We start from the raw sequence: 24997 nt of genomic DNA on the forward strand, positions 1-24997 counted from the left end.
GGTTTTTATTTTTTTTTCGCCCGGGCCCCCCGGGGGGGGGGGGGGGGGCGGGCGGGGGGTGGGGGGGGGGGGGGGCCCCCCCCGCGCCCCCCCCCCGACCACGTGACCGCGCGGGTCAGTCGCCCGCGTCCTGGCCGCGCAGGCCCAGGCCGGGGAGGAGGCCGGGGAGCAGCGGCGGAAGGGTGATGTCCGGGGCGGGCGGGTCGCCCGGGCGGTCGTCGGCGGACGGGGTGGAGCCCTGGGACGGGTCGGAGCCGAGGAGCCCGCCGGTGGAGCCGCCGATCAGGCCGCCCTCGGCCGGGGAGCTGTCCGCCCCCGAGGGGTGGGGTGAGCTCTCGGCCTCGGAGTGGTTCCGGGAGGCTTCGGGGGAGGTGCGTGCCGAGGGGGTGGTGTGCGTGGGGCCGGTGCCCCGCTCCGCGGTGCCGGACCGCCGGGCGCCGCCGCTGTCCGGGGTGCGGGGGAAGAGCGACTGGAGCGGGCCGACCTCTTCGTCTATGGCGTCGAAGACCGAGCTGACCTGGTCGCCGACGTCCGTGAGCTGCAGGGGCAGCCGGTCGCGGAGGCTGCTCCAGGTCTCGCGGTGCGAGCGGGAGAAGGAGTCCAGGGTCTGGATCGGGCCGATGGCCCCGTTGCGCTGGTAGGCGGAGCGGAGGAGGCGGTGGCCCTCGCTGGCGTCGTGGCTCATGCCGTTGAGCGTGCGCCGGACCTCGCCGAGCTGTTCGTGGTCCAGGGCGCCGGCGCGGGCGCGCTCCAGCAGGCGGCGGGCTTCGCTGAGCCGGGTCGACGCCTGGTCGAGGTAGACCTCGCCGCGGTCGGTGTCGCCGCTGGCCATGCCGAGGTGGATGTCCTCCATGCCGCGTTTGAGCCCGTACAGCGAGTCACCCGGCAGGGCGTCGGAACTGGCAGCGGCGACGCCGCCGAAGGCTCCCGCCGCCACACCGACGGTGAGGCCGCCGGCCGCGAGACCCTTCGTCCACCGTGAACGCGGACGCAACTTCCGGAGCGGGGAGGCCCGGTGGGCCCCCTTGGCGCGCTGCTCGGGCACCGTAGGGCCCGCGGACGCGCCGCCCTCGCTGAGCATGGCCTCCATGGCGGCGACGAGCTGGGCTCGCTGCACCACTTTGACCTCGGGGTCCAACTCCGGCCGCGGTACCTCACCGAGGCCGTTCGCCAGGGCCAACAGCGGTCCGTGGTCGGCCGGTCCGGCCGGGTCCTCGGGCTGTCCGGCCGCCGCACCGTGGAGCGACTGCTCCTCCAGGGCCTGGGCGAAGGCGTTCGCCCGCCGGTGTGCCGAAACGTTTGCGATCACTGGCGGCACCTCCTCTCAATCATGACGGTCGACTCCCCTGGGGGTACGGAGGGTTGCACACCTTGAGCGCTTTCACACGATTGAGTGAGTGTCGGCGGACATGGGGTGACTACAGGGGGCCTGCAACCGGCACAACGAGGGGCGCGGCACTTGGGTTACGCACTAAGGATGATCGGACCAGTGTGTGACGTGGGCGTCGCGGAGCGTGCTCCGCACGGGAGTTGGGGGCGGGCGGAGCGGGACGGGGGTCAGCGGGCGTCGTCGGGGAGGAGCCGGGCCAGGGTGCGGACGGCGCGGTACTGGAGGGTCTTGATCGCGCCCTCGTTCTTGCCCATGACCCGGGCGGTCTCGGCGACCGAGAGGCCCTGGAGGAAGCGGAGGGTGACGCACTCCTGCTGCTGGGGGTTGAGCCGTCGTACGGCCTGCAGCAGTGCGGCGTTGGAGAGGGACTCCAGGACGGAGTCCTCGGGACTGCGCTCCACCTCGTTGGCGTCGAGCATCTCGCCGGTGGTCACCTCCAGCCGGAAGCGGCTGGACTTGAAGTGGTCGGCGACCAGGTTGCGGGCGATGGTGACGAGCCAGGCGCCGAAGTCGCGGCCCTGCCAGGTGAAGGTGGAGATGCGGCGCAGGGCGCGCAGGAAGGTCTCGCTGGTGAGGTCCTCCGCGGTCGCCTTGCCGCCCACGCGGTAGTAGATGTACCGGTAGACGGTGTCGCTGTACTGGTCGTAGAGGCGGCCGAAGGCGTCGGCCTCGCCGGCCTGGGCGCGCTCGACGAGCTCCATCATGCGGGCGCTGTCGCTGTCGGCGGTCGGCCGACGGACGGTGGAGGTGGCCGCCGAGCCGCGGTTGCCGCGTCTTCCGACCGCCGCACTCCGTTCGGCCAGGGCGTAGCAGGGGCCGACAGGTGCAGGGGCGGCGAATGCGGGTACGGCGTACGCGGTGGGGACGAAGCCGCGCAAGAGGTCGGTGACCGTTGCGCGCAGCGTAGCCAGGCCCGAGGCGTCAACCCCGACGTGTGGGTACACGGGACTCCCAGAGGCAGAGCTTCCATCACGTTCAGTGCGAAACCTTCACTCGTCGTAGTGAGTGGGGGGTTCCGGAATGCGTCTGAGGAGAATAACGCTTCGTACAGGCGGCACTACGCCCAGTTGCTCAAATCATCGATTACGTCGCTTCTGTGGCGACTAAACGACCCATCGAGCAGCAGTTCGTGATCGCTTATTGATCGAATTACTTCGAGATCTGTCTATCGGGGCGACGAGTTGTGGCCGTGCGAGGGCAGGTCGGCAGGTCGGGCGGGCCTGCGGGTGAGGAGTTCGACCGGTTGTGCGCCATCGGTCGGTCGTACGTCACCGATCAGTTGTGCGGGCGTACGGATGTACGGGGCGGTTGCGCCCGCGGGTCAGCGGCGGCGGCGGTGGAGGGCGACGGCGGCGGCGGTGCCGCCCGCGATCGCGCCGACCCCCGCGGCGGCCGGGATGCCGACGCGGGCGGCCTTGCGGCCGGTGCGGTAGTCCCGCAGCCGCCACTCGCGGGCACGGGCGTGCTTGCGGAGCTTGGCGTCGGGGTTGATCGCGTACGGGTGTCCGACCAGGGAGAGCATCGGGATGTCGTTGTGCGAGTCGCTGTACGCGGCGCAGCGGTCGAGGTCCAGGCCCTCGGCGGCGGCCAGGGCGCGGACCGCCTCGGCCTTCGCGGGGCCGTGCAGCGGTTCGCCGACCAGGCGGCCGGTGTAGACGCCGCCGACGGACTCGGCGACGGTGCCGAGCGCGCCGGTCAGGCCGAGCCGGCGGGCGATGATGGTGGCGGTCTCGACCGGGGCGGCGGTGACCAGCCAGACGCGCTGGCCCGCGTCGAGGTGGGCCTGGGCGAGGGCGCGGGTGCCGGGCCAGATGCGGTCGGCCATGTACTCGTCGTAGATCTCCTCGCCGATGGACATCAGCTCGGAGACCCGGTGGCCCTTGACGATGGACAGGGCGCTGTCGCGGGCGTCCTGCATGTGGCCGGGGTCCTCGACGCCGGCCAGCCGGAACCACGCCTGCTGCCAGGCGAACCGGACGAGCTCGCGGCGCTGGAAGAACTTCCTCTTGTACAGGCCGCGGCCGAAGTGGAAGAGGGCGGCGCCCTGCATGACGGTGTTGTCCAGGTCGAAGAAGGCGGCGGCCAGGTCGTCGCCGGCGACGGGGAACGGGGCCTCCTCGGCCTCCTGTGTCGTCGCGGGTTCCGTGTCGTCCGCGGTGTCGTCGGTGAGGGAGGTCTTGCGCGCTGCCTCGGCTGCCGCCTCGCCGGCCAGCACACTCCGTGCTGTCGCGGGGCGCCTACGGGGGGTGAGCCATCCAAAAGCGGCCATGCGGTGAGCATAGCCAGTCGGCCGGGCCCTTCCCGAGCTGCCGGTATGCCATGGCGTGAACTCTTGACCGGAGGTTTGTCGAACGGGTGAAGCGGCCGCCGGGCCCGCGGGGGGAGCCGGTGCGGCCCCGGCGCAGAATGAGGGCATGAGCCCCTTGTTGCGACGTACGAAGAAGAAGCCCGAGGAGCGGGTGGTGACCCTGGTGGGGAAGCCGGGGTGCCATCTCTGCGACGACGCGAGGCAGGTGGTGCGGGAGGTGTGCGAGGAGACCGGGGCGTCCTGGGAGGAGAAGGACATCACCCTGGACGAGCGGCTGTACCGGGAGTACTGGGAGCAGATCCCGGTCGTGCTCGTCGACGGCGAGCAGCACACGTTCTGGCGGGTGGACGCGGCGCGGTTGCGCGGGGCGCTGCGTTCCTGAGCGAAGCCGGTTACCATCGTGGGCGTTTTGAGTGGTCTCGGGGGAGTGGTCGTGAGGAGTGTGTGCCGCTTTGCCCCCTTCGGGCCTGCAACGGGCTGATGCGGTCCTTGGTTCCGGGATCGAGCGAGGAATGTGCGTGACCCCGGTCACTTTGACCGGACAAAACGGACACTATCTTTGTGCACGCGTTCACAAAGACATAGCCTGCATTCGACGGGGCGGTCATGGGAAATACGGCCGCCTGCAGCCCCGCTCATCCCGCAGGAGCACCGTGGCAACTGGCCGAAATCACCGACCGGCGACCCGTAGCCGAGGAATTCCCGAGGCCACCGTCGCCCGTCTTCCGCTGTATCTGCGCGCGTTGACCGCGCTCTCCGAGCGCTCGGTACCCACGGTCTCCTCCGAGGAACTCGCCGCGGCGGCCGGGGTCAATTCCGCGAAGCTGCGCAAGGACTTCAGCTACCTCGGTTCGTACGGGACGCGCGGCGTCGGGTACGACGTCGAGTATCTCGTGTACCAGATCTCCCGCGAACTGGGGCTCACCCAGGACTGGCCGGTCGTGATCGTCGGCATCGGCAACCTCGGTGCCGCGCTCGCCAACTACGGCGGTTTCGCCTCCCGTGGTTTCCGGGTCGCCGCGCTGATCGACGCCGATCCCGCGATGGCCGGGACGCCGGTCGCGGGCATTCCCGTGCAGCACGCCGACGACCTGGAGCGGATCGTCGGGGACAACGGTGTGTCGATCGGTGTCATCTCGACCCCGGCCGGGGCCGCGCAGCAGGTCTGCGACCGGCTCGTCGCCGCGGGCGTCACCTCCATCCTGAACTTCGCGCCGACCGTGCTCTCCGTGCCCGACGGTGTCGACGTCCGCAAGGTCGACCTCTCCATCGAGCTCCAGATCCTCGCCTTCCACGAGCAGCGCAAGGCCGTCGAGGACACCGCCGGGAGCGGCGCCGATCCGGCCGCGCCCCCGGCGCGGGCCGCCGCCACCGACCGCAAGGGACCTGACGGGGACATGCCCGCCGTGATGCCGGCATGAGCCTTCTCGTCGTAGGACTGAGCCACCGCAGCGCTCCGGTATCCGTGCTGGAGCGTGCCTCGCTGTCCGGTGAGACCCGGGACAAGCTGCTCCAGGACGCGCTGGCCGCCGAGCCCGCCGCCGAGGCCGCCGTGCTCGCCACCTGCAACCGCATCGAGCTCTACGCCGACGTGGACAAGTTCCACGCGGGCGTCGCCGAGCTGTCCACGCTCCTCGCCCGGCACAGCGGCGTCGGGCTGGACGAGCTGACCCCGTACCTCTACGTGCACTACGAGGACCGGGCCGTCCACCACCTCTTCTCGGTGGCGTGCGGGCTGGACTCGATGGTCGTCGGCGAGGGTCAGATCCTCGGCCAGATCAAGGACACGCTGGCGGTGGGGCAGGAGCTGCACACCGCGGGCCGGCTGCTGAACGACCTCTTCCAGCAGGCGCTGCGGGTCGGCAAGCGGGCGCACAGCGAGACCGGGATCGACCGGGCCGGGCAGTCGCTCGTCACCTTCGGCCTCGAACAGCTCGCCGCCGGTGCGGACGTCGCCGACTGGGCCGGGGGCAAGCGCGCCCTGGTGATCGGCGCGGGCTCGATGTCCTCGCTCGCCGCCGCCACCCTGGCCCGTACCGGGGTCGCCGAGATCGTCGTCGCCAACCGGACCCGGGCCCGCGCGGACCGGCTCGTCGAGATCCTGGCCCAGCCCGGGGGCACCGGAGTGGTCGCCCGGGCCGTGGAGATGGCCGATGTCTGCGACGAACTGACACGTGCCGACATCGTCGTGTCGTGCACCGGCGCCACCGGGCTCGTGCTGACCGCCGAGGCCGTCGCCGGCGCGCTCGGTCTGGAGGCCGCGCCCGCCGCGGAGGCACCCGCCGTCGAGATCCCCGCCGTGTCCGCCGTGTCCGCCGTGTCCGCGGTGCCCGCCCCCGCCGACGTCGACCGGCACGCCGCCTGGGTCGAGAACGCCGCCGGGAACGGTGCCGGAACGGTCCGCCAGGCCGTCCGCCGGGCCACCGTGCCCGCCCAGGGCGCCGGCCCCGTGCGCCTGGCGCTGCTGGACCTCGCCATGCCGCGCGACATCGACGGCGAGGCGGCCCGGCTCGACGGGGTGCGTCTCGTCGACATCGAGTCGCTGGCCGAGGCGTCGGCCGACGCCCCGATGGCCGCCGACGTGGACCAGGTGCGCACCATCGTCTCCGACGAGGTCGCCGCCTTCGGCGCCGCCCAGCGCGCCGCCCACATCACCCCGACCGTCGTCGCGCTGCGCACGATGGCCGCCGGGGTGGTCGCGGGCGAGATCGCGCGGCTCGACGGGCGCCTCCCCGACCTGGACGAGAAGCAGCGCGCGGAGATCACGCAGACCGTGCGCCGCGTCGTCGACAAGCTCCTGCACGCGCCCACCGTGCGGGTCAAGCAGCTCGCCAGCGAGCCCGGCGGTGCCGGGTACGCCGACGCGCTGAGAGAACTCTTCGACCTTGACCCGCAGACGGTCGCCGCCGTCTCCCGGGCAGACCTGAACGACCCGAATCGAGGGCGGTCATGACCGACAACTCATCCCTGGGCACGGCGGCCGACAGGCCGCTGCGGCTGGGTACCCGCCGCAGCCAGCTCGCCATGGCGCAGTCCGGGCATGTCGCGGAGGCGGTGCGCGAGGTGACCGGTCGGGCCGTCGAGCTCGTCGAGATCACCACGTACGGCGACATCTCGCGCGAGCACCTGGCGCAGATCGGCGGCACCGGTGTGTTCGTCGCCGCGCTGCGCGAGGCGCTGCTCCGCGGCGAGGTGGACTTCGCCGTCCACTCGCTGAAGGACCTGCCGACCGCCCAGCCCGAGGGCCTGCTGCTGGCCGCCGTGCCGGTGCGCGAGGACCCGCGCGACGTGCTGGTGGCGCGGGACGGGCTGACCCTCGCGCAGCTGCCGCCCGGTGCCCGCGTCGGCACCGGCTCGCCGCGCCGCATGGCGCAGCTCAACGCGTACGCCCGCAGCCACGGGCTCGACATCGAGACGGTGCCGATCCGGGGCAACGTCGATACGCGCATCGGACTTGTCCGGAGCGGGGAGCTGGACGCGGTGGTACTCGCCGCGGCCGGGCTCAGCCGCCTCGGCCGGAGCGGTGAGGTGACCGACTTCCTGTCGGTCGACACCGTTCTGCCCGCTCCCGGCCAGGGAGCACTGGCGATCGAGTGCGCTGCGAGCAGCGCCGACCTCGCCGCCGCGCTCGCCGAGCTCGACGACCCGTACACCCGGGCCGCCGTGACGGCGGAGCGTGCCCTGCTCGCCGCCCTGGAGGCCGGTTGCTCCGCACCTGTGGGTGCGCTGGCCGACCTCCTGGTCGACGGACAGGCTGTCAACGAACTGCGCCTGCGCGGAGTCGTCGGTTCCACCGACGGTTCCTCGCTGGTGCAGCTGTCCACCACCGGTCCCGTTCCCACGTCGCAGGACGACGCGGCGGCGCTCGGTCGCGAGCTCGCGGCCGAGATGCTTGCCAAGGGTGCGGCCGGTCTTATGGGGGAGCGAGCACTTTGAGCCCCACCGGCCCCGCCGCATCCGACTTTCCGGCCCTGTCCGCACAAGGGCACGTCACCTTCCTCGGCGCCGGTCCCGGCGATCCGGGACTGCTGACGCTGCGCGCCGTCGAGGCGCTTGCGAGCGCGGACGTCCTTGTCGCCGAGCCGGACGTCCTCGGCGTCGTTCGCTGCCATGCGCGGGCAGGCGTAAGCACGCCCGAGCTGACGGTTGTTGACGCGCAGTCAGCAGCCGCCGGCGTCCCCGTCCTGAGGGATGCGGTCAATCTTGTCATGGAGGCGGTGAAGGGCGGCAGGCGGGTCGTCCGTGCCGTTTCCGGCGACCCCGGGCTGGACGGGAACGCGGGCTCCGAGATGCTCGCCTGCGCCGCCGCGGGCATCCCCTTCGAGGTGGTCCCGGGGGTCGCGAACGTGGTGGGCGTGCCGGCGTACGCCGGTGTGCCGCTCCGGGACGAGCAGGGCGCGGACGTCCGGTTCGTCGACGCCCGTACGGCGTCCGACCGGTGCTGGGCGGAGGTCGGGGCGAGCGATGCCACGGCCGTCGTCTCGACGACGCTCGACTCGGTGGCCGCGGCCGCCGGTGAGCTGGTCTCGGCGGGCCGCAAGCCCGACACCCCGCTGACCGTGACGGTCGCGGGAACGACGACCCGCCAGCGGACCTGGACGGCCACGCTGGGGACCATCGCGCAGGTGCTGAAGCAGGCGAAGGTGCTGCCGTCGCCCGAGGGCCACCGCCCCGTCATAGCCGTGGTCGGTGAGCGCACCTCCGCCGCCCGACGCGACCAGCTCTCGTGGTTCGAGTCCAAGCCGCTGTTCGGCTGGAAGGTGCTGGTACCGCGGACGAAGGAACAGGCGGCGTCGCTCTCCGACCAGCTCCGTTCGTACGGTGCCGTGCCGCACGAGGTCCCCACGATCGCCGTGGAGCCGCCCCGTACGCCCCAGCAGATGGAGCGCGCGGTCAAGGGCCTGGTGACCGGCCGCTACGAGTGGATCGCCTTCACCAGCGTCAACGCCGTGAAGGCCGTCCGGGAGAAGTTCGAGGAGTACGGGCTCGACGCCCGTGCCTTCGCCGGGATCAAGGTCGCGGCGGTCGGCGAGCAGACCGCCGCCGCGCTCGTCGACTTCGGTGTGAAGCCGGACCTGGTGCCGTCCGGTGAGCAGTCCGCCGCCGGTCTGCTGGAGGACTGGCCGCCCTACGACCCGGTCTTCGACCCGATCGACCGGGTGTTCCTGCCGCGTGCCGACATCGCGACGGAGACGCTGGTGGCCGGGCTGATCGAGCTGGGCTGGGAGGTCGACGACGTGACCGCGTACCGCACGGTCCGCGCCTCGCCGCCGCCGGCCGAGACCCGTGAGGCGATCAAGGGCGGTGGCTTCGACGCGGTGCTCTTCACCTCCTCGTCGACGGTGCGGAACCTGGTCGGGATCGCGGGCAAGCCGCACAACGTGACGGTGATCGCGTGTATCGGGCCGGCGACGGCGAAGACCGCGGAGGAGCACGGGCTGCGGGTCGACGTCCTGTCGCCGGAGCCCTCGGTGCACAAGCTGGCCGAGGCGCTGGCCGAGTTCGGCGCGCGGCGCCGGGAGGCGGCGAAGGAGGCCGGTGACCCGGTGACGCGGCCGAGCGAGCGGCGCCCGGGGGCGCGTCGTAGGCGTACGACGACCTGACCGGTCGCGATACGCGGTGTGGGGAAGGCCCGGTCGCCTCGGTGACCGGGCCTCCGCCCTTTTCGGGCGGTTTTTCCGGCACGGGTGTCGGTAAACCGGTGATGTGTGCGGGTCTAGTCTCGAAGCATGACGGTGTACGGAAACTTCCCTGGCTCCCGCCCCCGGCGGCTGCGGACGACCCCGGCGATGCGCCGGATGGTCGCCGAGACGCGGCTGGACGCGGCGGATCTGATCCTGCCCGCGTTCGTGCGCGAGGGCATCGACGCCCCGGTCGCGATCTCGACCATGCCCGGCGTGGTGCAGCACACCCTGGACACCCTGCGGAAGGCCGCGGTGGACGCGGTGTCGGCGGGGGTCTCCGGGATCATGCTGTTCGGTGTTCCGGCGGACGAGAAGAAGGACGGCCGGGGCACGGCGGGCACCGACCCGGACGGCATCCTCCAGGCGGGGCTGCGGGCGGTGCGAGAGGAGGTCGGTGACGACCTCGTCGTGATGTCGGACCTGTGCCTGGACGAGTACACCGACCACGGGCACTGCGGGGTGCTGACCGAGGACGGCCGGGTCGACAACGACGCGACGCTGGAGCGGTACGCGGAGATGGCCCAGGTCCAGGCCGACGCGGGCGCCCATGTGGTGGGCCCGAGCGGGATGATGGACGGCCAGGTCGGCGTCATCCGGGACGCGCTGGACCAGACGGGCCACGAGGACGTGTCGATCCTCGCGTACACGGTGAAGTACGCCTCGGCGTTCTACGGGCCGTTCCGCGAGGCGGTGGGCTCCTCGCTCAGGGGCGACCGCAGGACGTACCAGCAGGATCCGGCGAACGCCCGGGAGTCGATGCGGGAGCTGGCGCTGGACCTGGCGGAGGGCGCGGACATGGTCATGGTCAAGCCGGCCGGTCCGTACCTCGACATCCTGGCGAAGGTCGCCGACGCGGTGGACGTGCCGGTGGCCGCGTACCAGATCAGCGGTGAGTACGCGATGGTCGAGGCGGCCGCGGAGAAGGGCTGGATCGACCGGGACGCGGCGATCATGGAGAGCCTGACGGGCATCCGGCGCGCGGGCGCGCAGATGATCCTGACGTACTGGGCGACGGAGGTCGCGCAGCGGCTGGCCCGGGGCTGATCCGGGAGTGGTGACGGCCGGGGGCCGTCGCGGTACGGGAGTGCCGCGGCGGCCCCCGTTCGCGTGTGCGGGCCCGGCCGCGTGCGGGGGCCCGGTTCGGCCCGGCCCGGTGGTCAGTCCGCCGGGTCCTGCCGGGCCGGGGGCGGTGCGGGGGCGGTGCGCAGGACCTCGCGGGCCTGTTCGGCGGCGCGGGTGATGCTCTCGCTGATGAAGTCGAGGAAGCGGGCGATGTTCTCCAGGCGGGCGGCGGCGGGGGTGTCGGCGCCGAGGACGGCGGCGCCCCGGCGCGCGGTCTCGACGAGCTGGTCGTTGGCGCGGGCGCTGGCGATCGTCGCCTGGTAGAAGAGGTCGTCGTCGACGACGTAGCGGTCGCGGCGGCGGTCGTCGCGTTCCCGCCGGACGAGGCTCTGGCCCTCCAGGAAGGTGATCGCCTTGGAGACGGAGGCGGGGCTGACCCGGAGGCGCTGGACCAGCTCGGAGGCGGTGAGGCTGCCCGAGTCGGTGGTGTACAGGCAGGTCAGGACGCGGGCCGCCATCCTGTTCAGGCCGGAGGCCATGAGGACGGTGGTGAACGCCTCCTCGTAGGCGGCCACGGCTCCGGTGTCGCGGCCGTGCGGGTGGTGGGCGGACTCCGGTCCCCGGGCGGTGCCGGGCCTGCTCCGGCGGGTGCGGTGCTCGGTGGCGCGGTGGGCGAGGTCGGCGCGGTAGACGGTGGGGCCGCCGTTGCGCATCACCTCGCGCGTGACCGTCGAGGTCGGACGGCCGAGGCGGCGGGCGATCTCGGCGTAGGGGAGGCTGTCGGCCAGTCCCAGCGCGATCTGCTGGCGTTCCTGCTGGGTGAGTCTGCCTCCCGGCATCGCTGTCTCCTCGGTGGCCTCGGGGCGGTCCCTCTCCTGACCGTCCGACCTTAGCGTTCACCTCCTGTCCATTGCAACGATTCGAGCGGCTCCGTTGCGTTGTCGTTCAGGGTCATTGCAACAATTGCACTGCTTCTACCTGCATGGATGCTGATCCATCGCAACGAACTCGTTGTCGTGATCGGGAAAGCAACGTAGCGTTTCTGTTGTCGGAAACGAAACGAGCACAGGAGAGCACGATGCAGAAGTTCGACACTCCCGCCCCGGTCTCCGCCGTCCTGGACATCCCCGCCGGGAGCGTCCGGTTCATCGCCGCGGACCGCGCCGACACCATCGTCGAGATCCTGCCCGCCGACCCCTCCAGGGGCCGCGACGCCAAGGCCGTCGAGCGGACCGAGGTCTCGTACGCCGACGGCGTCCTGCGGATCGCGGCCGGTGCCCCCGGCGGTCGGCTCTCCGGCCCCTCGGGGGCCGTGGAGATCACCGTCCGGCTGCCCGCCGGCTCCCGCGTGGAGGGGCGGGCCGACAGCGCCGAGCTCCGTGGTGTCGGCCGTCTCGGCGACGTCGTCTTCGAGGGCGCGTACCGCCGGATCAGGATCGACGAGGCCGCGAGCCTGCGCCTCACCGCGATCGACGGGGACGTCGAGGTCGGCCGGCTGGGCGGCCCCGCGGAGATCAGCACCGAGCGGGGCCGTATCGAGGTCGCCGAGGCCGTACGCGGCACGGTCGTGCTCCGCACCCGGTCCGGCGACATCTCGGTCGGCGCCGCCGCGGGCGTCTCGGCCACCCTGGACGCCGGTACGGATCACGGCCGCGTCAGCAACGCCCTGCGGAACGACGGCACCGCCGGACTCGACATCCGCGCCACCACCTCGCACGGCGACATCACCGCCCGCAGCCTCTGACGACCAGTTCCGGCGACCGACCCATGTGACCAGGGGGACCCCATGAGTGAAGACCGCACGCCCGCCAACCGCACGCCCGTGAACAGCGCACCGTGGACCGGCATGGTGCCGGTCGACGACACGGCCCTGGCCGTCACCGACACCGGCGGCCCCGGAACCCCCGTGATCTACCTCAACGGCCAGTTCGCCACCCAGGGCTACTGGCGGCGGGTCCTCGCCGAACTGGGGACCGAATGGCGCCACATCACCTACGACGAACGGGCGCGCGGCAGGAGGTCGAAGCGCTCGGCGGACTACTCCTTCGAAGCGGCGGTCCGTGACGTCGACGCCGTTCTGGAGGCCCGGGGCGTGGACCGGGCACTGGTGGTCGGCTGGTCCTACGGGGCGTTCGTCGGGGCGCACTGGGCGGCGCGCAATCCGGAGCGCGCGCTGGGCGCGGTCCTGGTCGACGGCGCGTTCCCGTACGACTGGCTGGACGAGGCGATGGAGCTGCGCATCCGGAAGATGTTCCGGCGGATGGGCTGGTTCCTGCCACTGCTGCGCCCGACGGGTCTGGTCCCGCGCATGTCCGCAGAGCAGCAGGCGGAGAGCAACATCGAGGTGGGCCGGATCTCCCGCGAGCGCGAACTGGGCCCCGTGCTGGACGGCATCACCGTCCCGGTGCGCTACGTGGTCGCCTCCGGCACCTCGCTCGGGAGCCGGGACGACGAGCAGGAGCGGATACGCGCGAGCCTCGACGGGGTGACCGCCCGCAACCCCCGCATCCGGGTCGGCGCCAAGGTCCCCAGCAACCATGGCGCGATCCTCCGGAAGGACTTCCGGGCGATCGCCGGGTCCGTGCGCGAGATCGCCGCCCTGGACGGCGGGGGACGCTGAACCGGCGACGGTGACGGGGCCGGTACCCCGTCACCGTCCTCCTGCCGCCCCGGCGGTCAGCGGGCGTCTTTGGTGAGGAAGTCGAGCAGTATCCGCCGGCTGGTCTGGGAGGTGAGGCTGCCGTACGCGTCGTCGAAGGCGTGCTCGGCGAAGGGCAGCTCCTCGACCCGGGTGGGGACGCCCTTCTTCCTGAGCGCGTCGCCGAAGGCGGTGATGGTCCCGGGGCGGGCGCTGCGGTCGCGGTCGCCGACCACGAGCAGGGTGCGGGGCAGTCCGGCGCGGATGTCGGAGGTCGGGGACACCTCGCGGTAGCGGTCCGGGTACTGCTGCGGCGTACCGCCGGTGTACAGCTCCGCGGCCTCGCGGGTGCCGGCCACGTCGTCGTTCCACATCTCCGTGACGTCGGTGCCGGGGTAGAAGCCGATCACGGAGGCGGGGGGAGCGGGGGTGGCGCCTTCGGCGGCCTCGATGGTGCCGTTGTGGAGGCGGTAGGCGGTGTTCATCGCGAGGGTGCCGCCCGCCGACATGCCGCCGAGCGAGATCCGCGAGCCGTCGACGCCGTACGCGTCGGCGTTCTTCCGCACCCAGCTCAGGGCGGAGACGAGGTCCTGGGGTGCCTTGTCCCAGGTCGGGTGGCCGGGGCGGGCGAGGCGGTAGTCGACGGCGAAGACGGCGACGCCGTGGTCGGCGAGCCAGCGGCCGGTGCCGCGCAGGTCGCTCTTGTCGAAGGTGTGGAAGCCGCCCGCGTGGGCGAGCACGACGGCCGGGACCTTCTTGCCCGGCGTCTTCTCCGGCAGGTACGCGTCCACCTTCAGCGGCTTGCCCCCGGGGCTCGCGTACGTCTCGGTCGCGTCCGGGTCCACGGCCGGGTAGCCGAGTCCGGTGAAGACCTGGCCCAGGGAGATGTCGACGCCCGCGCTCCGCGCGGCCTGGAACTGGATGCCGCCGATGGCCAGCGCGCCCACCGTGCACAGCGTCGTGACCACGGTGACGGCGCGGCCCCAGCGCACGAGGCCCCCGCGCCACGCCGACCAGGAGAGGACGGCGGCGACGAGGGCCATCAGGGCGATGTGGAAGGGGTACTGCCCGCCCAGGACCGGACCGATCACCCCGGCCTTGGGTATGGCCGGGAAGTAGGCGCCGAGGACGATGGCGAGAGCCAGGAAGCCGAGGAACGAGGCCAGGACGGCGGCGACGACCCGGAGGATCCGGACCGCCCGGCCGGTCCGGGCGGAGGGGCTCCGGCGGGTGGACGTGGACATGATGCTCTCCTGCGGTGGTGCGCGGGGCGGGGCTGTGCCGCCTGCGGGACTGGTCGCGAGCCGCGAAGTCCTCGGAAACCACCTGCGGGGCGCGAGAACCGGCTCACCCAGGAAAGGTATGAACCGGACACCCGTGCGGGCCTCCCGCCACGGAGCCGTTCTTCGGCCTGGCTCTCGGGTAGGGGGTCCGCCGGAGGGGCCGGGATCCGTCCCGCTCCGGCCGGACGGGGCCGGGCCGGATCACAGGTGGGTGCGGCCGGGAACGACCAGGCCCGCCTCGTAGGCGAAGACCGCGGCCTGGGTCCGGTCCCGCAGCTGGAGCTTCTGCAGGATGCTGCCCATGTGGGTCTTGACGGTCTGCTCGGCGACGACGAGTTCCCCGGCGATCTCGGCGTTGGACAGCCCTTGGGCGACCAGCGCCAGCACCTCGGTCTCGCGGTTGGTGAGTACGTCGATCCGCACCTGGGCGGGCTGCTTCGCCACGCCGCTCAGCAGGGAGAACTCCTTGATGAGCCGCTTGGTGATCTCGGGGGACAGCAGGGCGTCCCCCGCGGCCACGACGCGTACGGCCTCGGCGAGCTGGACCCCGGAGGCGTCCTTGAGGAGGAAGCCGCTGGCGCCGGCCCGCAGCGCCTCGTACACGTACTCGTCGAGGTCGAAGGTGGTCAGGACCAGGATCTTGGCGGACAGGTCGGCCTGCCGGGTGATCTCGCGGGTGGCGTCGATGCCGTTCATCCCGGGCATCCGGATGTCCATGACGATCACGTCGGGACGGAGTTCCCCGGCCGCGGCCACGGCCTCCAGGCCGTCCGCGGCGGTCGCGACCACCTCGATGTCGGGCTGGGCGCCGAGAAGCACCGAGAAGGCCTCGCGGACCATTGCCTGGTCGTCGGCGATCATCACTCGGATCGTCATGGGGTCCGTTCCTTGTCCGTCGGGGCCGCCGGGGCCGTGGGCACCGGCAGCAGCGCGGTGACCTCGAAGCCACCGTCGGGTGTCGTGCCCGCGGAGAGTTCCCCGCCGAGCATCGCGGCGCGTTCCCGCATGCCCAGGATGCCGTGCCCGGCGCCCGGGGAGGGCTGGGCGGCCCGGCGTCCGGGACCGTTGAGAACACGCAGGTGGAGGGCGTCGGGGGCGTAGGAGAGTTCGACGCGGGCCGTGGCGCCGGGGGCGTGGCGCAGCGCGTTGCTGAGCGCCTCCTGAACGATCCGGTAGGCCGAGAGCTCCACGCCGTCGGGCAGCGGGCGGCGGTTTCCGGAGGTCACCGCCCGTACGTCGAGCCCGGCCGCCCGTACGCCCGCGAGCAGGCCGTCGAGCCGGTCCAGGGTGGGCTGCGGCGCCTTGGGGCTGTTGGCGCCGGGAAGGTCCTCGGAGCGCAGTACCCCGAGGAGGCGGCGCAGTTCGGTCAGTCCTTCCAGCGCCCCCGTACGGATGTCGGCCAGTGCCGCGACGAGTTCCCCGGGCGGGTCCGCGACCCGGTACGGGGCGGCGTCGGCCTGGATGGAGATGACGGACATGTGGTGGGCGACCACGTCGTGCAACTCGCGTGCGATGCGCGCGCGTTCCTCCAGAACGGTGCGGTGCGCCCGCTCCTGGGCGAGGGCCGCCTCCTGCGCCGCGAGCCGGGCGCGGACCTCCCGCGTCCCGCGCACCGCGGTCGCCCCGGCCATGACGAGGGCCAGCAGCACCAGCACGATCACCGTGAAGTACCAGGGCCCGATCCCGCCGTCCGCCAGCTGGAGCCCCAGCAGCAGCGCGGCGCTCGGCGCCACGGTCTCGACCATCACCCGCGGCCGGTTGCGCAGCGCGACCAGGAACAGCAGCCCGGCGTGCACGGCCCATGCCCACCCCGCGTACGGCTTGAAGGGCGGGTACAGCGAGAACACCGGCAGCATCACCAGTGACAGCCACCAGGCCGGCAGCGGAAGGCGCAACGCCACCACGAGCAGCGCCGCGTGCGCCATCCCGACCGGCCGCATCGCCATGTCCTCGGTGGCGGAGACGGCCGCGAACACCGCCACCGCGGCGACCGCGAGATGCGGCAGCCACCTCAGCGGCCCCGGGGCGCGCATCGGCGGCATGGGCTGCGGGGCCGACGTGCACAGATCCTTCCGCAGGGTGCTCAGCGCTCGGCGCACCGTCTCCTTCCCGACCCTGTCCATGTGATCAGTATTGTCCTGGTTCGTTCGGGGGTCCTCCCGCGGTCGCCGGAGGCGGCGCGGGCCGGGTGCCGGTGGTTCCGGTGTCCGTCCGGACGCGACGTTACGGGGTGGGGCCGCTGATCGGCCTCATGCCGTGGAGCCGTCCTCGCGTCTGGCTCCCAGGTATGAGGGCACGGCGAAGGCTGCTCCGGAGCGGGGGGGGGTGCCGGTGTTCCTCCTCCCGGTGCGAAGAGTTGCGACGAACCTCTTGCCGGGGTGGTCCGGTCTCCCTAATGTGAACCTTCAAATCCACGGAGTTCCCTCTCGACGGAGTTGCTGGGGCATTGTTTTGAACGATCAAATTAGCTCGACGCCCGGCCCCGCCGACCCGGGGCCGGACCTCGCCGTGGGGCCCGGGGCGGGGTATCTCGACCACGCCCGGGTGGGGCCGCTCTCCCGGCCGGTCGTCACGGCCCTGGCCGGTGCGACCGGGCTGGCCGCCCGGCTCGGCCCCGGCGATCTGGACCGGCTGTTCGCCCTCGCCGACGCGGCCCGGGACTCGGCGGCCCGGCTGCTCGGTGCCCGGCCGCACGAGATCGCGCTCGCCCCGTCCACCAGCAACGGGCTGTTCACCGTGGCCGCCGGGCTCCGGGGCCCCGGCACGGTCCTGGTGCCCCGGGACGAGTTCCCCGCCAACCTCTACCCGTGGCTGCGCTTCGCCGACCGGGGCGGCCCCGGGGTCCGTCCCGTCGACCCGGCCGGGCAGCGGCACGTCACCCCCGACCTGCTGCGCCACCACCTCACCCCCGATGTCGTCGCCCTCTCCGTCAGCGCCGTCGACTCGCTCACCGGCCATCTGGCCCCGCTCGCCGCCCTCAAGGAGGTCCTGGGGCCCGACCGGCTGCTGATCGTCGACGCCATCCAGGGCCTGGGCTCCGTACCGCTCGAAGCGGAGGCCGCCGATGTCCTCGTGAGCGGCGGGCAGAAGTGGCTGCGGGCCGGCTGGGGCGCCGCGCTGCTGCTGGTCCGCGACCGGTGCGCCGGGCGGCTGGTGCCCGGGCTCGGCGGCTGGGCCGGGGTCGCCGACCCCTTCGCGTCCCGGCATCCGGCCGAGCCGCTGCCCGGGGCCGCCGCCCACCTCGCCACCAACCCGGACTTCCCGGCCGCCGCGGCCCTCGGCGCGGCCCTCGACGACCTGCGCGAGCAGGGCGGTCCGGCCGCCGTCGGGCTCCGGATCCGGGCCACCCTCGCCGACCTGCTCGACCGGGCGCGCCGGGCCGGTGCCGAGGTGCTGCTGGACGGGGTCGACGCCCGGGAGCGCGGCGGCATCGGCACGTTCCGGCTGCCCGGCCACGACCCCGCCGCCGTCCACCGCACCCTCGGCGCGGCCGGGCTCGTCACCACCCGCCGCGACGAGTGGATCCGGCTGTCGCCCCACGCGTCGACCCCGGCCGCCGCCGCCGATCTGCTCACCGAGGCGCTGCGCACCCTCGCCGCCGCCCGCACCGCCCGCTGACCGCACCCGCACCACCGGCCGTACCCGCAACGCACACCACCCGCACCACCCACACCACCGCTCACCGACCCTCCCAGGAGCCGAGATGTCCCCTCACCCGAGCCGCCGCCGACTGCTCCGACTCGCCACCGCCTCCGCCGCCGGGCTGACCCTGACCGCCTGCGGTGACAACGGATCGGGCGGTGCCGTCGGCGCCGACGGCGACAGCGGCCGGATCACCGTCTGGAGCTGGACCTCCGCGGCCGAGGCGCTGCGCAGCGTCGTCCCCTCCTTCGAGCGGGACAACCCCGGCATCCGGGTCGAGGTCCAGGACGTCGGCGAACCGGCCATCTGGGACAAGATCACGGTCGGTATGGCCTCGGGCGGCAAGGGGCTCGCCGACGTCCTGCACATAGGCGTCGACTACCTGCCCGGCTATCTGGAGAAGTTCCCCGACGGCCTCGCCGACCTGTCCGGGTTCGGGGCCTCCCGGTACCGGAGCGACTTCGCGGAGGGGCTCTGGCCGACCCTCCTGGGCAAGGACAACGCCCCGCGCGCCCTGCCGTGGGAGGTCAACCCGCTCGGCCTGTTCTACCGGCGGGACCACTTCGAGAAGGCCGGCGTCGACCCCGCCGCCATCGGGACCTGGGACGACCTGATCGCCGCCGGGCCGAGGATCCGCGCCGCGACCGGGGCCCTGCTGCTCGGGCTCGACAAGCCCGGCACCACCCCGGACATGGACTTCTTCCAGAACCTGATGCAGCTCCAGGGCGCCTTCTACTTCGACCGGCGGGGCCGGATCACGCTCGCCGGGCCGGAGGCGGTCCAGGCCCTCACCCTCATCAAGCGCCTCAACGACGAGGGGCTGCTCGCCGACACCGCGGGCCAGGGCACCGGGAAGCGGCTGCTCTCCCAGGGGAAGCTCGCCACCTCCCAGGACCCTGCCTGGGCCGTGGAGTACCTGGCGGTCAAGTTCCCCGAGCAGAAGGGGAAATGGCGGGTCATGGAGCCGCCCGCCGCGGTGGCCGGGGGCGGGCGCAGCGTCATCGTCAACTCCACCTATCTGGCCGTCGCCGGGTCGAGCAGGCGCCGCCGGGCCGCGTGGCGGTTCGTCGAGTACGCGCTGACCAAGCCCGCCGAGATCAACCGGATGTTCGCCTCCGGCGGTGTCTTCCCCGCGCTCCGCGCGGCGTACGACGACCCGAGGTTCAGTGCGCCGCACCCGTTCTACGGGGGCCAGAAGGTGCTGAAGACCTTCGTCGACTCGCTCTCCTCGGGCTCCGACGCCACCAACTACACCGGTGACTACGCCCGGGCCCTGAAACTCGCCGGCGACGCCCAGAGCCGGGTGCTGGTCAAGGGCGCCGACCCGGCCGTCGCCCTGCGGGAGGCGGCGGAACGGCTCGCCCAGCAGACCGGCCGGCAGCAGGCGGCCTGACGACCATGGCCTCCGTCCTGCCCGAAGGGGTCCGCGCACCCGCGCCCCTGCCCGTTCCCGTTCCCGCACCCGCGTCCGGCCCTGCCCGGCCGGGGCGGCGCCGGCTGCTGACCCGCGGCTCCGTCCCGTATCTGCTGATCATGCCCGCGGTGCTGGGGTTCGCGGTCTTCAAGGCGTACCCCATCGCGTCCTCGCTCTGGATCAGCCTCACCACCGGCACCGGTGACGACCGGACGTACGCCGGGCTCGCCAACTACCGGCGGCTGCTGGCCGATCCGCTGTTCTGGACCGCGCTGAAGAACACCGGGCTGATCCTCGTCGTCCAGGTGCCGCTGATGCTGGGGCTGGCCCTGCTGGTGGCCCTCGCCCTCGACTCCGCCAAGGTGTGGCTGCGTCCGCTGTGGCGGCTCGGCGTCTTCGTGCCCTCGCTGACCGGGCTGGTCGCGGCGGGCGTGATGTTCTCCGTGATCCTCAACCGCGACGCCGGGCTGCTGAACTGGGTCCTCTCCCTGTTCGGCGTCGACCGGGTGAACTGGCTCGGCAGCCCCTCCTGGGCCCGGGTCGGCGTCGTCCTCGTGATCACCTGGCACTACACCGGCTACAACGCGGTGATGTACCTCGCCGGCCTCCAGGGCATCCCGAAGGAGCTCTACGAGGCCGCGATGGTCGACGGCGCGGGGCCCGTCCGCCGCTTCGTCTCCGTGACCCTGCCGCAGCTGCGGCCGATCCTCCTGCTCACGGTGGTGCTCTCCACCATCGGCACGCTCCAGCTCTTCGACGAGCCGTACGTCCTCACCGGCGGCGGCCCCGACAACGCCACCCTGACGGTGACCATGTACCTCTACCAGAACGGCTTCAAGTACTTCGACTTCGGCTATGCCTCGGCCATCGCCTACGCGCTCGCGCTGATCGTCTCCGTGCTCGGCATCGTGCAGGTCCGCCTGATGGGGGAGCGCCGGTGAAGGCCCGCGGCCCCCTGCTGACGCTGCTGCTCGCGGGCGCGTTCGCGCTCTGCGTCGGTCCGTTCTACTGGCTCGCCATGGCGGCGACCCAGGCGGACAAGGACGTGTTCTCCTGGCCGCCGAAACTGCTGCCCGGCGGCCACCTCATGGAGAACCTGCGCGGCCTGGAGGAGTCCATCGGGCTCACCCGGGTCCTGGTCAACACCCTGGTGGTGGCGGGCACCCAGACGATCGGCGCGGTCGTCGTGTCGGTCCTGGCGGGCTACGCATTCGCCAAGTTCGAGTTCCGCGGCCGGAACCTCTTCTTCGTCCTGCTGCTCAGCACCCTGGTGGTTCCCGACACGGTGATGCTGATCCCGGTCTTCCGGATGATGATGGAGCTGGGCCTGATCGACTCCTACCAGTCGATCGTCCTGCCCGGCCTGGTCACCCCGTTCGGCATCTTCCTGATGCGGCAGGCGCTGCGCTCGATGCCGGACGAGCTGCTGGACGCGGCCCGGGTCGACGGTGCCGGTGAGCTCCGGGTGCTGTGGCGGATCGTCGTCCCGGTCAACCGGCCGATCATCGCGGCGCTCGCCCTCTTCGTCTTCCTCGGCAGCTGGAACCAGTTCGTCTGGCCCCTGATCGCGCTGCGCAGCCCCGAGATGTACACGCTGCCGGTGGCCACCGCGACCCTCCAGGGGCTGTCGACCACCAACTACGCGCAGGTCCTGCTCGCCGCGGGCATCGCCGCCGTCCCCGTGATGGCTCTCTTCCTCGTCCTTCAGCGCCAGTTCATCTCCGGCCTGCTGGCCGGGGCGACCAAGGAGTGACGCCACCGTCATGACCACCGAGAAGACCGACGCACCCGTCCCCGCCGGAGCCGCCGAGGCCGCCGGTACGGGGCAACTCGCCCCGCTGTGGCGGCCGAACACGCCGGACGGGGCCCCGGGCGCCGTCTGCCACCGACGGCTGGCCACCGGCCTGACCCTGCCCACCGGTGCCCCGCTCACCGTCCACCTCACCGGGACCGGTTGCGACCGGCTGGAGGCGTCCGTCGCCCCGGCCGGTGACGGCGCCGTCCTGGTCGAGGTCCGGGCGGCGGCCGGGGCCACGGTCTGCGCCGAGTGGCGGGTCCCCTGCCTGGGGGCCACCGCCTTCTGGACCCCGGACACCGACGCCTCGCGCTGGCTGCCGCCGTCCTGGACCGCCCCGCGCACCGTCTCGCTCGCCCTGGGCGCCCCCGTCGTCAGCCTGGTCGGCGCGGGCGACCGGGGCCTGTGCACGGCCGCCGCCGAGGCCGTCGCGCCCGTGCGCGTCGGCGCGGGAGTGGTGGAGGAGAGCGACGAGTTCGTCTTCACCTTCGAACAGGAACCGACCCCGGACGGGCCGCCGCTGCGGCTGCGGATCGACATCGGCGGCCGGCACTTCGCCGCCGCCCTGCGGTCCGTCACCGACTGGTGGGCCGAGGGCCTGAACCGTCCGTGGATCGCCCCCGCCGCCCGGATGCCCGCCTACTCCACCTGGTACAGCCGCCACCAGGACGTGGACGCCGCCGTCGTCGAGCGGCTGGCCGCCCTGGCCGCCGCCGTCGGCTGCGAGAGCATCATCGTCGACGACGGCTGGCAGACCGCCGACCGGACCCGCGGCTACGGCCACTGCGGCGACTGGGAGTTCAACCCGGCGGCCTTCCCCGATCCGGCGGCCCATGTCGCCGAGGTCCACCGGACCGGCCTCGCCTACCTCCTCTGGTACGCGCTGCCGTTCATCGGGCGGCACAACGAGGCGTGGGACCGCTTCAGCGGCATGGTCCTGCGCGAGGTGCCCCGGCTGGACGCGGCGGTGCTCGATCCGCGCCACCCGGAGGTCCGCGCCCATCTGGTCGGGAAGGTCTCCCGCGCCGTCGAGGAGTGGGGCATGGACGGCCTGAAGCTCGACTTCATCGACCAGTTCGCCGTCGCCGACCCGCCGCCCGCCCCGGCCGGATCGGACCGCGCCACCGTCCAGGAGGGCCTGCTCCAGCTCCTCGCCGACCTCGACGCCCGGCTGCGCCGGGTGCGGCCCGACGTGATCGTCGAGCACCGTCAGCCTTATGTCGGCCCCGGGCTGTGGCCGTACGCCACGATGGTCCGGGCCACCGACTGCCCGCTCAGCCCGGCCGAGAACCGGCAGCGCACCATCGACTGCCGGCTCACCGCAGGCCCGCTCGCCGTCCACTCCGACATGATCACGTGGCACGGTGCCGAGACCCCCGAGGCGATCGCCGTCCACCTCGTCAACGCGCTGTTCTCGGTGGTGCAGATCTCCGTCGACCTGGCGGCACAGACCCCCGGCCAGCTCGCCGCCCTGCGGTTCTGGCTCGGCGTCTCCCGCCGGTACGCCGACGCCCTCCAGCTCGGTGACCTGGAGCCCGCCCGGCCGGACCTGGGCTACCCCCTGGTCCGTGCCGGTGACGGCGGTACGGCCGTGATCGCCCGGTACGCGCCGCTGCCCGTCGCCCTCCCGGACCGGTCCGGCGGGGACGGTCCGCGGACGGTGCTCGTCGCCAACGCGGACGCCGACCCCGTGGTGCTGCTGACCGCTGCCCGGCCGGAACGGGTGGGTGTCCGCGTACAGGACTGCCGGGGTGAGATCCTGTCCGATACCGGGCTCGACCTCGTCGCCGGGGTGAATCCGGTGACCGTACCGACCGGTGGTCTGCTCACCCTGACCCGCGGGGACTGAATACGCGCGCGGGCCGGGGGCACGGGTCGGACGCCCCCAGCCCGCCGCCGACCGCCGTAGGGGAACGATGACCGCTCGACAGGTGACCATCGAGGAGGTCGCGCGTGCGGCCGGAGTCTCCCGGCAGACCGTCTCGAACGCCCTCAACGCCCCGCACCGGCTGCGCGAGGCGACCCTGGCCCGGGTGACCGCCGCCATCGAGGAGCTCGGCTACCGGCCGGACCAGTCCGCCCGCAGTCTGCGGACGGGCACCCGGAAGGTCATCGGATACCCGGCCCCGGTCGACAACCCCGCCGACCCCAACCCCCTGATGGGCGGCTTCCTCCAGGCACTGGTGACCGCCGCCGACGACGTCGGCCACCGCATCCTGCTGTTCCGCTCCGATCCCCAGCAGGGGGCCGGGGCGGTCGCCAGGTCCTTCAACGATCTGATCGCGGCCCGCCAGGTCGACGGGTTCATCCTCTCCGACGTCGTCCACGACGATCCCCGGGTCGACGTGCTCACCGAGGCGGGCGTTCCGTTCGCCGCCTTCGGCCGGACCGCCCCCGGCCGTCCGCAGAACTGGGTGGACATCGACTCCGCCGCCGCCACGGCCGCCCTGGTCGGCCTCCTGCTCGACCAGGGGCACCGGCGGATCTGCTACCTGAACTCCGCCGCGTCCCTGCCCTGGCTGGCCGACCGCAGGGCCGGCTTCCTCAGGGCCGCGGCGGCCGCCCCGGCCGGGGCCTTCGAGGTCGGTGTCCCCGACGACGACCCCGCCGCGCTCTCCCACGCCGTCCAGCGCCTGCTCACCGGCCCGGACCGGCCGACCGCGCTGGTCTGCGCGAGCGACTGGCTCGCGCTGACCGCCTACGAGGCCGTCCGGGCGGTGGATCTCGTGGTCGGCCAGGACGTCGCCGTGACCGGGTTCAACGACATTCCGCTCTGCACGCTGCTCCAGCCCGCCCTGACCAGCGCCCGGCTGCCGCTCGCGGCCATCGCACGGGCCCTCGTCGACCGGCTGGTCACCGCCGTCGAGGACCCGGCCGCCGCCCCGGCGAGCGGGCTGCTGCTCGGCGCCGAGCCGATCGTGCGCGCGAGCACCCCGGAGCGTTAGGTTCTGTCCGCCTCCCCGAGGGCGCTGCGGGCGGCGGCGCGTACGAGGAGGTCGTCGTCCGACTCCGCGGCGGCGGTCAGGGCCCGGCGCACCGCCGGGTCGTCGGCGTAGGGGCCGAGGGCCATGGCGGCGTACTGGCGGACGAGGTCCTCCTCCGGGTCGTCGAGCGCGGCCAGCAGGGCCCGGCCGGCCTCCAGGCGGAGCGCCAGGTCGGCCGGGGGCCACAGGCGCAGCAGGGTGGCGGCCTCGGTGCGGGCGAGGTCGTACTCCTCGGGGTCGGCGACGACGCCGATCAGGAACGGTTCGGCGCCCGGGTCGCCGTCCAGCTCGGCGACGATCGCGTGTCTGCGGTCGTCGTCGGCGGGCAGGGCGCGGAACTCGGCCACGAGAGAGGCGAGTTCGCCGGGAGTCCGGGCCATGGTGCGCCTTTCGGTCAGGGTGTGGTGTTTCGTGGTGACGGGTGGTGCCCGGTCAGGGCCAGTCGACCATGGCCGTGAACACGACCCAGGCGACGAACACCGTGACGGGCGCGAGCACGGCGAGGACCGTCCCCGCCGCCGGCCTGAGGAAGGCGCCCACCCAGCTCGCCACCAGCAGGACGCCGGCCAGGGCCAGCAGGACGCAGAGTGCCGTCCAGGCGGGCCCGAAGCTGCTGTCGAACCGGTGGGCGACCGCTTCCGTGCAGGAGTCGCAGGCCATGGGGGAGAGCCCGCCGTAGAACAGGACGAGCAGGCCGAGCGGGAGCGTCGCGAGCGTGGAGACCAGCGAGCCGATCCAGGCGCGCGAGGGGCGGTCGGGTGCGGCGGCGCCGTCCATGTCTTCGGTCATGTGTACGA

General features: G+C 73.1%; 23 protein-coding genes. 14 read left to right on the forward strand and 9 right to left on the reverse strand.

The window, feature by feature from the left end:
• Positions 1–115 precede the first annotated feature (115 nt).
• The 3 genes from ACIQGQ_RS35120 to ACIQGQ_RS35130 form a co-directional block, all read right to left on the reverse strand.
• Entirely contained in the window at positions 116–1309 is a 1194-nt protein-coding gene (locus ACIQGQ_RS35120; protein WP_402404089.1) for a DUF5667 domain-containing protein, read from the reverse strand.
• A gap of 248 nt (positions 1310–1557) precedes the next feature.
• On the reverse strand, positions 1558–2334 hold the full coding sequence (locus ACIQGQ_RS35125) for an ECF subfamily RNA polymerase sigma factor, BldN family (protein ID WP_402404091.1): 777 nt from the start codon (positions 2332–2334) through the stop codon (positions 1558–1560).
• Positions 2335–2711: 377 nt separating this feature from the next.
• Positions 2712–3659 (reverse strand): HAD family hydrolase, encoded by a 948-nt coding sequence (locus ACIQGQ_RS35130; protein ID WP_402404093.1) that lies wholly within the window; start codon positions 3657–3659, stop codon positions 2712–2714.
• A gap of 145 nt (positions 3660–3804) precedes the next feature.
• On the opposite strand from ACIQGQ_RS35130, the gene ACIQGQ_RS35135 reads away from it, so the two are divergent.
• The 6 genes from ACIQGQ_RS35135 (at position 3805) to hemB (ending at position 10426) form a co-directional block, all read left to right on the forward strand.
• The gene (locus ACIQGQ_RS35135; RefSeq protein WP_366299867.1) at positions 3805–4080 is read left to right on the forward strand and encodes a glutaredoxin family protein; all 276 of its coding nucleotides are present in this window, start codon (positions 3805–3807) and stop codon (positions 4078–4080) included.
• A gap of 271 nt (positions 4081–4351) precedes the next feature.
• Positions 4352–5119, forward strand: a complete 768-nt coding sequence (locus ACIQGQ_RS35140; RefSeq protein WP_366299865.1) for a redox-sensing transcriptional repressor Rex — start codon at positions 4352–4354, stop codon at positions 5117–5119.
• On the forward strand, positions 5116–6651 hold the full coding sequence (locus tag ACIQGQ_RS35145; RefSeq protein WP_402404096.1) for a glutamyl-tRNA reductase: 1536 nt from the start codon (positions 5116–5118) through the stop codon (positions 6649–6651). The genes ACIQGQ_RS35140 and ACIQGQ_RS35145 overlap by 4 nt, the downstream gene beginning before the upstream one ends.
• Entirely contained in the window at positions 6648–7634 is a 987-nt protein-coding gene (hemC, locus tag ACIQGQ_RS35150; protein ID WP_402404099.1) for a hydroxymethylbilane synthase, read from the forward strand. Before ACIQGQ_RS35145 ends, hemC begins: the two co-directional genes overlap by 4 nt.
• The gene (locus ACIQGQ_RS35155) at positions 7631–9301 is read left to right on the forward strand and encodes a uroporphyrinogen-III synthase (protein ID WP_402404101.1); all 1671 of its coding nucleotides are present in this window, start codon (positions 7631–7633) and stop codon (positions 9299–9301) included. The genes hemC and ACIQGQ_RS35155 overlap by 4 nt, the downstream gene beginning before the upstream one ends.
• A 126-nt stretch (positions 9302–9427) precedes the next feature.
• Positions 9428–10426: a porphobilinogen synthase gene (hemB, locus tag ACIQGQ_RS35160; protein WP_352278480.1), complete on the forward strand. Its 999-nt coding sequence runs from the start codon at positions 9428–9430 to the stop codon at positions 10424–10426.
• A 113-nt stretch (positions 10427–10539) separates the two neighbouring features.
• Here hemB and ACIQGQ_RS35165 read toward each other — a convergent pair whose 3' ends face one another.
• Positions 10540–11283 carry a helix-turn-helix domain-containing protein gene (locus ACIQGQ_RS35165; RefSeq protein ID WP_402404104.1) on the reverse strand — a complete coding sequence of 248 codons (744 nt, stop codon included), beginning with the start codon at positions 11281–11283 and terminating at the stop codon, positions 10540–10542.
• Positions 11284–11522: 239 nt separating this feature from the next.
• Between ACIQGQ_RS35165 and ACIQGQ_RS35170 the strand changes: the two genes are divergently transcribed.
• Both ACIQGQ_RS35170 and ACIQGQ_RS35175 read left to right on the forward strand, forming a co-directional pair.
• Positions 11523–12188: a DUF4097 family beta strand repeat-containing protein gene (locus tag ACIQGQ_RS35170; RefSeq protein ID WP_402404107.1), complete on the forward strand. Its 666-nt coding sequence runs from the start codon at positions 11523–11525 to the stop codon at positions 12186–12188.
• Between the two features lie 42 nt (positions 12189–12230).
• Positions 12231–13064, forward strand: coding sequence for an alpha/beta fold hydrolase (locus ACIQGQ_RS35175; protein WP_402404110.1), 834 nt, complete (start codon positions 12231–12233; stop codon positions 13062–13064).
• Positions 13065–13120: 56 nt separating this feature from the next.
• Here ACIQGQ_RS35175 and ACIQGQ_RS35180 read toward each other — a convergent pair whose 3' ends face one another.
• The 3 genes from ACIQGQ_RS35180 to ACIQGQ_RS35190 form a co-directional block, all read right to left on the reverse strand.
• A complete protein-coding gene (locus ACIQGQ_RS35180; RefSeq protein ID WP_402404112.1) occupies positions 13121–14326 on the reverse strand; it encodes an alpha/beta hydrolase in 1206 nt (401 codons plus the stop codon).
• A 240-nt stretch (positions 14327–14566) separates the two neighbouring features.
• The gene (locus tag ACIQGQ_RS35185; RefSeq protein ID WP_402404115.1) at positions 14567–15241 is read right to left on the reverse strand and encodes a response regulator; all 675 of its coding nucleotides are present in this window, start codon (positions 15239–15241) and stop codon (positions 14567–14569) included.
• Entirely contained in the window at positions 15238–16488 is a 1251-nt protein-coding gene (locus tag ACIQGQ_RS35190) for a sensor histidine kinase (protein WP_402404118.1), read from the reverse strand. The genes ACIQGQ_RS35185 and ACIQGQ_RS35190 overlap by 4 nt, the downstream gene beginning before the upstream one ends.
• 328 nt (positions 16489–16816) lie before the next feature.
• Here ACIQGQ_RS35190 and ACIQGQ_RS35195 point away from each other — a divergent pair, with 328 nt between their 5' ends.
• From ACIQGQ_RS35195 to ACIQGQ_RS35220, 6 genes are all read left to right on the forward strand, one after another.
• The gene (locus tag ACIQGQ_RS35195) at positions 16817–17983 is read left to right on the forward strand and encodes an aminotransferase class V-fold PLP-dependent enzyme (protein WP_402404121.1); all 1167 of its coding nucleotides are present in this window, start codon (positions 16817–16819) and stop codon (positions 17981–17983) included.
• Positions 17984–18068: 85 nt separating this feature from the next.
• A complete protein-coding gene (locus tag ACIQGQ_RS35200) occupies positions 18069–19400 on the forward strand; it encodes an ABC transporter substrate-binding protein (protein ID WP_402404123.1) in 1332 nt (443 codons plus the stop codon).
• 5 nt (positions 19401–19405) lie between these two features.
• Positions 19406–20362 carry a carbohydrate ABC transporter permease gene (locus ACIQGQ_RS35205; protein WP_402404126.1) on the forward strand — a complete coding sequence of 319 codons (957 nt, stop codon included), beginning with the start codon at positions 19406–19408 and terminating at the stop codon, positions 20360–20362.
• Positions 20359–21174, forward strand: coding sequence for a carbohydrate ABC transporter permease (locus tag ACIQGQ_RS35210; protein WP_402404129.1), 816 nt, complete (start codon positions 20359–20361; stop codon positions 21172–21174). Before ACIQGQ_RS35205 ends, ACIQGQ_RS35210 begins: the two co-directional genes overlap by 4 nt.
• A 10-nt stretch (positions 21175–21184) precedes the next feature.
• Positions 21185–23065, forward strand: coding sequence for a glycoside hydrolase family 36 protein (locus ACIQGQ_RS35215; RefSeq protein ID WP_402404131.1), 1881 nt, complete (start codon positions 21185–21187; stop codon positions 23063–23065).
• A gap of 67 nt (positions 23066–23132) precedes the next feature.
• Positions 23133–24161 carry a LacI family DNA-binding transcriptional regulator gene (locus tag ACIQGQ_RS35220; protein WP_402404134.1) on the forward strand — a complete coding sequence of 343 codons (1029 nt, stop codon included), beginning with the start codon at positions 23133–23135 and terminating at the stop codon, positions 24159–24161.
• Here ACIQGQ_RS35220 and ACIQGQ_RS35225 read toward each other — a convergent pair.
• Positions 24158–24580: a HEAT repeat domain-containing protein gene (locus ACIQGQ_RS35225; protein WP_402404137.1), complete on the reverse strand. Its 423-nt coding sequence runs from the start codon at positions 24578–24580 to the stop codon at positions 24158–24160. The genes ACIQGQ_RS35220 and ACIQGQ_RS35225 overlap by 4 nt on opposite strands.
• A 52-nt stretch (positions 24581–24632) precedes the next feature.
• Positions 24633–24989, reverse strand: a complete 357-nt coding sequence (locus ACIQGQ_RS35230; RefSeq protein ID WP_402404140.1) for a hypothetical protein — start codon at positions 24987–24989, stop codon at positions 24633–24635.
• Between the last annotated feature and the right edge of the window lie 8 nt (positions 24990–24997).

It is taken from the genome of Streptomyces sp. NPDC092952 (genome assembly GCF_044754785.1).
Classification (GTDB): Bacteria; Actinomycetota; Actinomycetes; order Streptomycetales; family Streptomycetaceae; genus Streptomyces.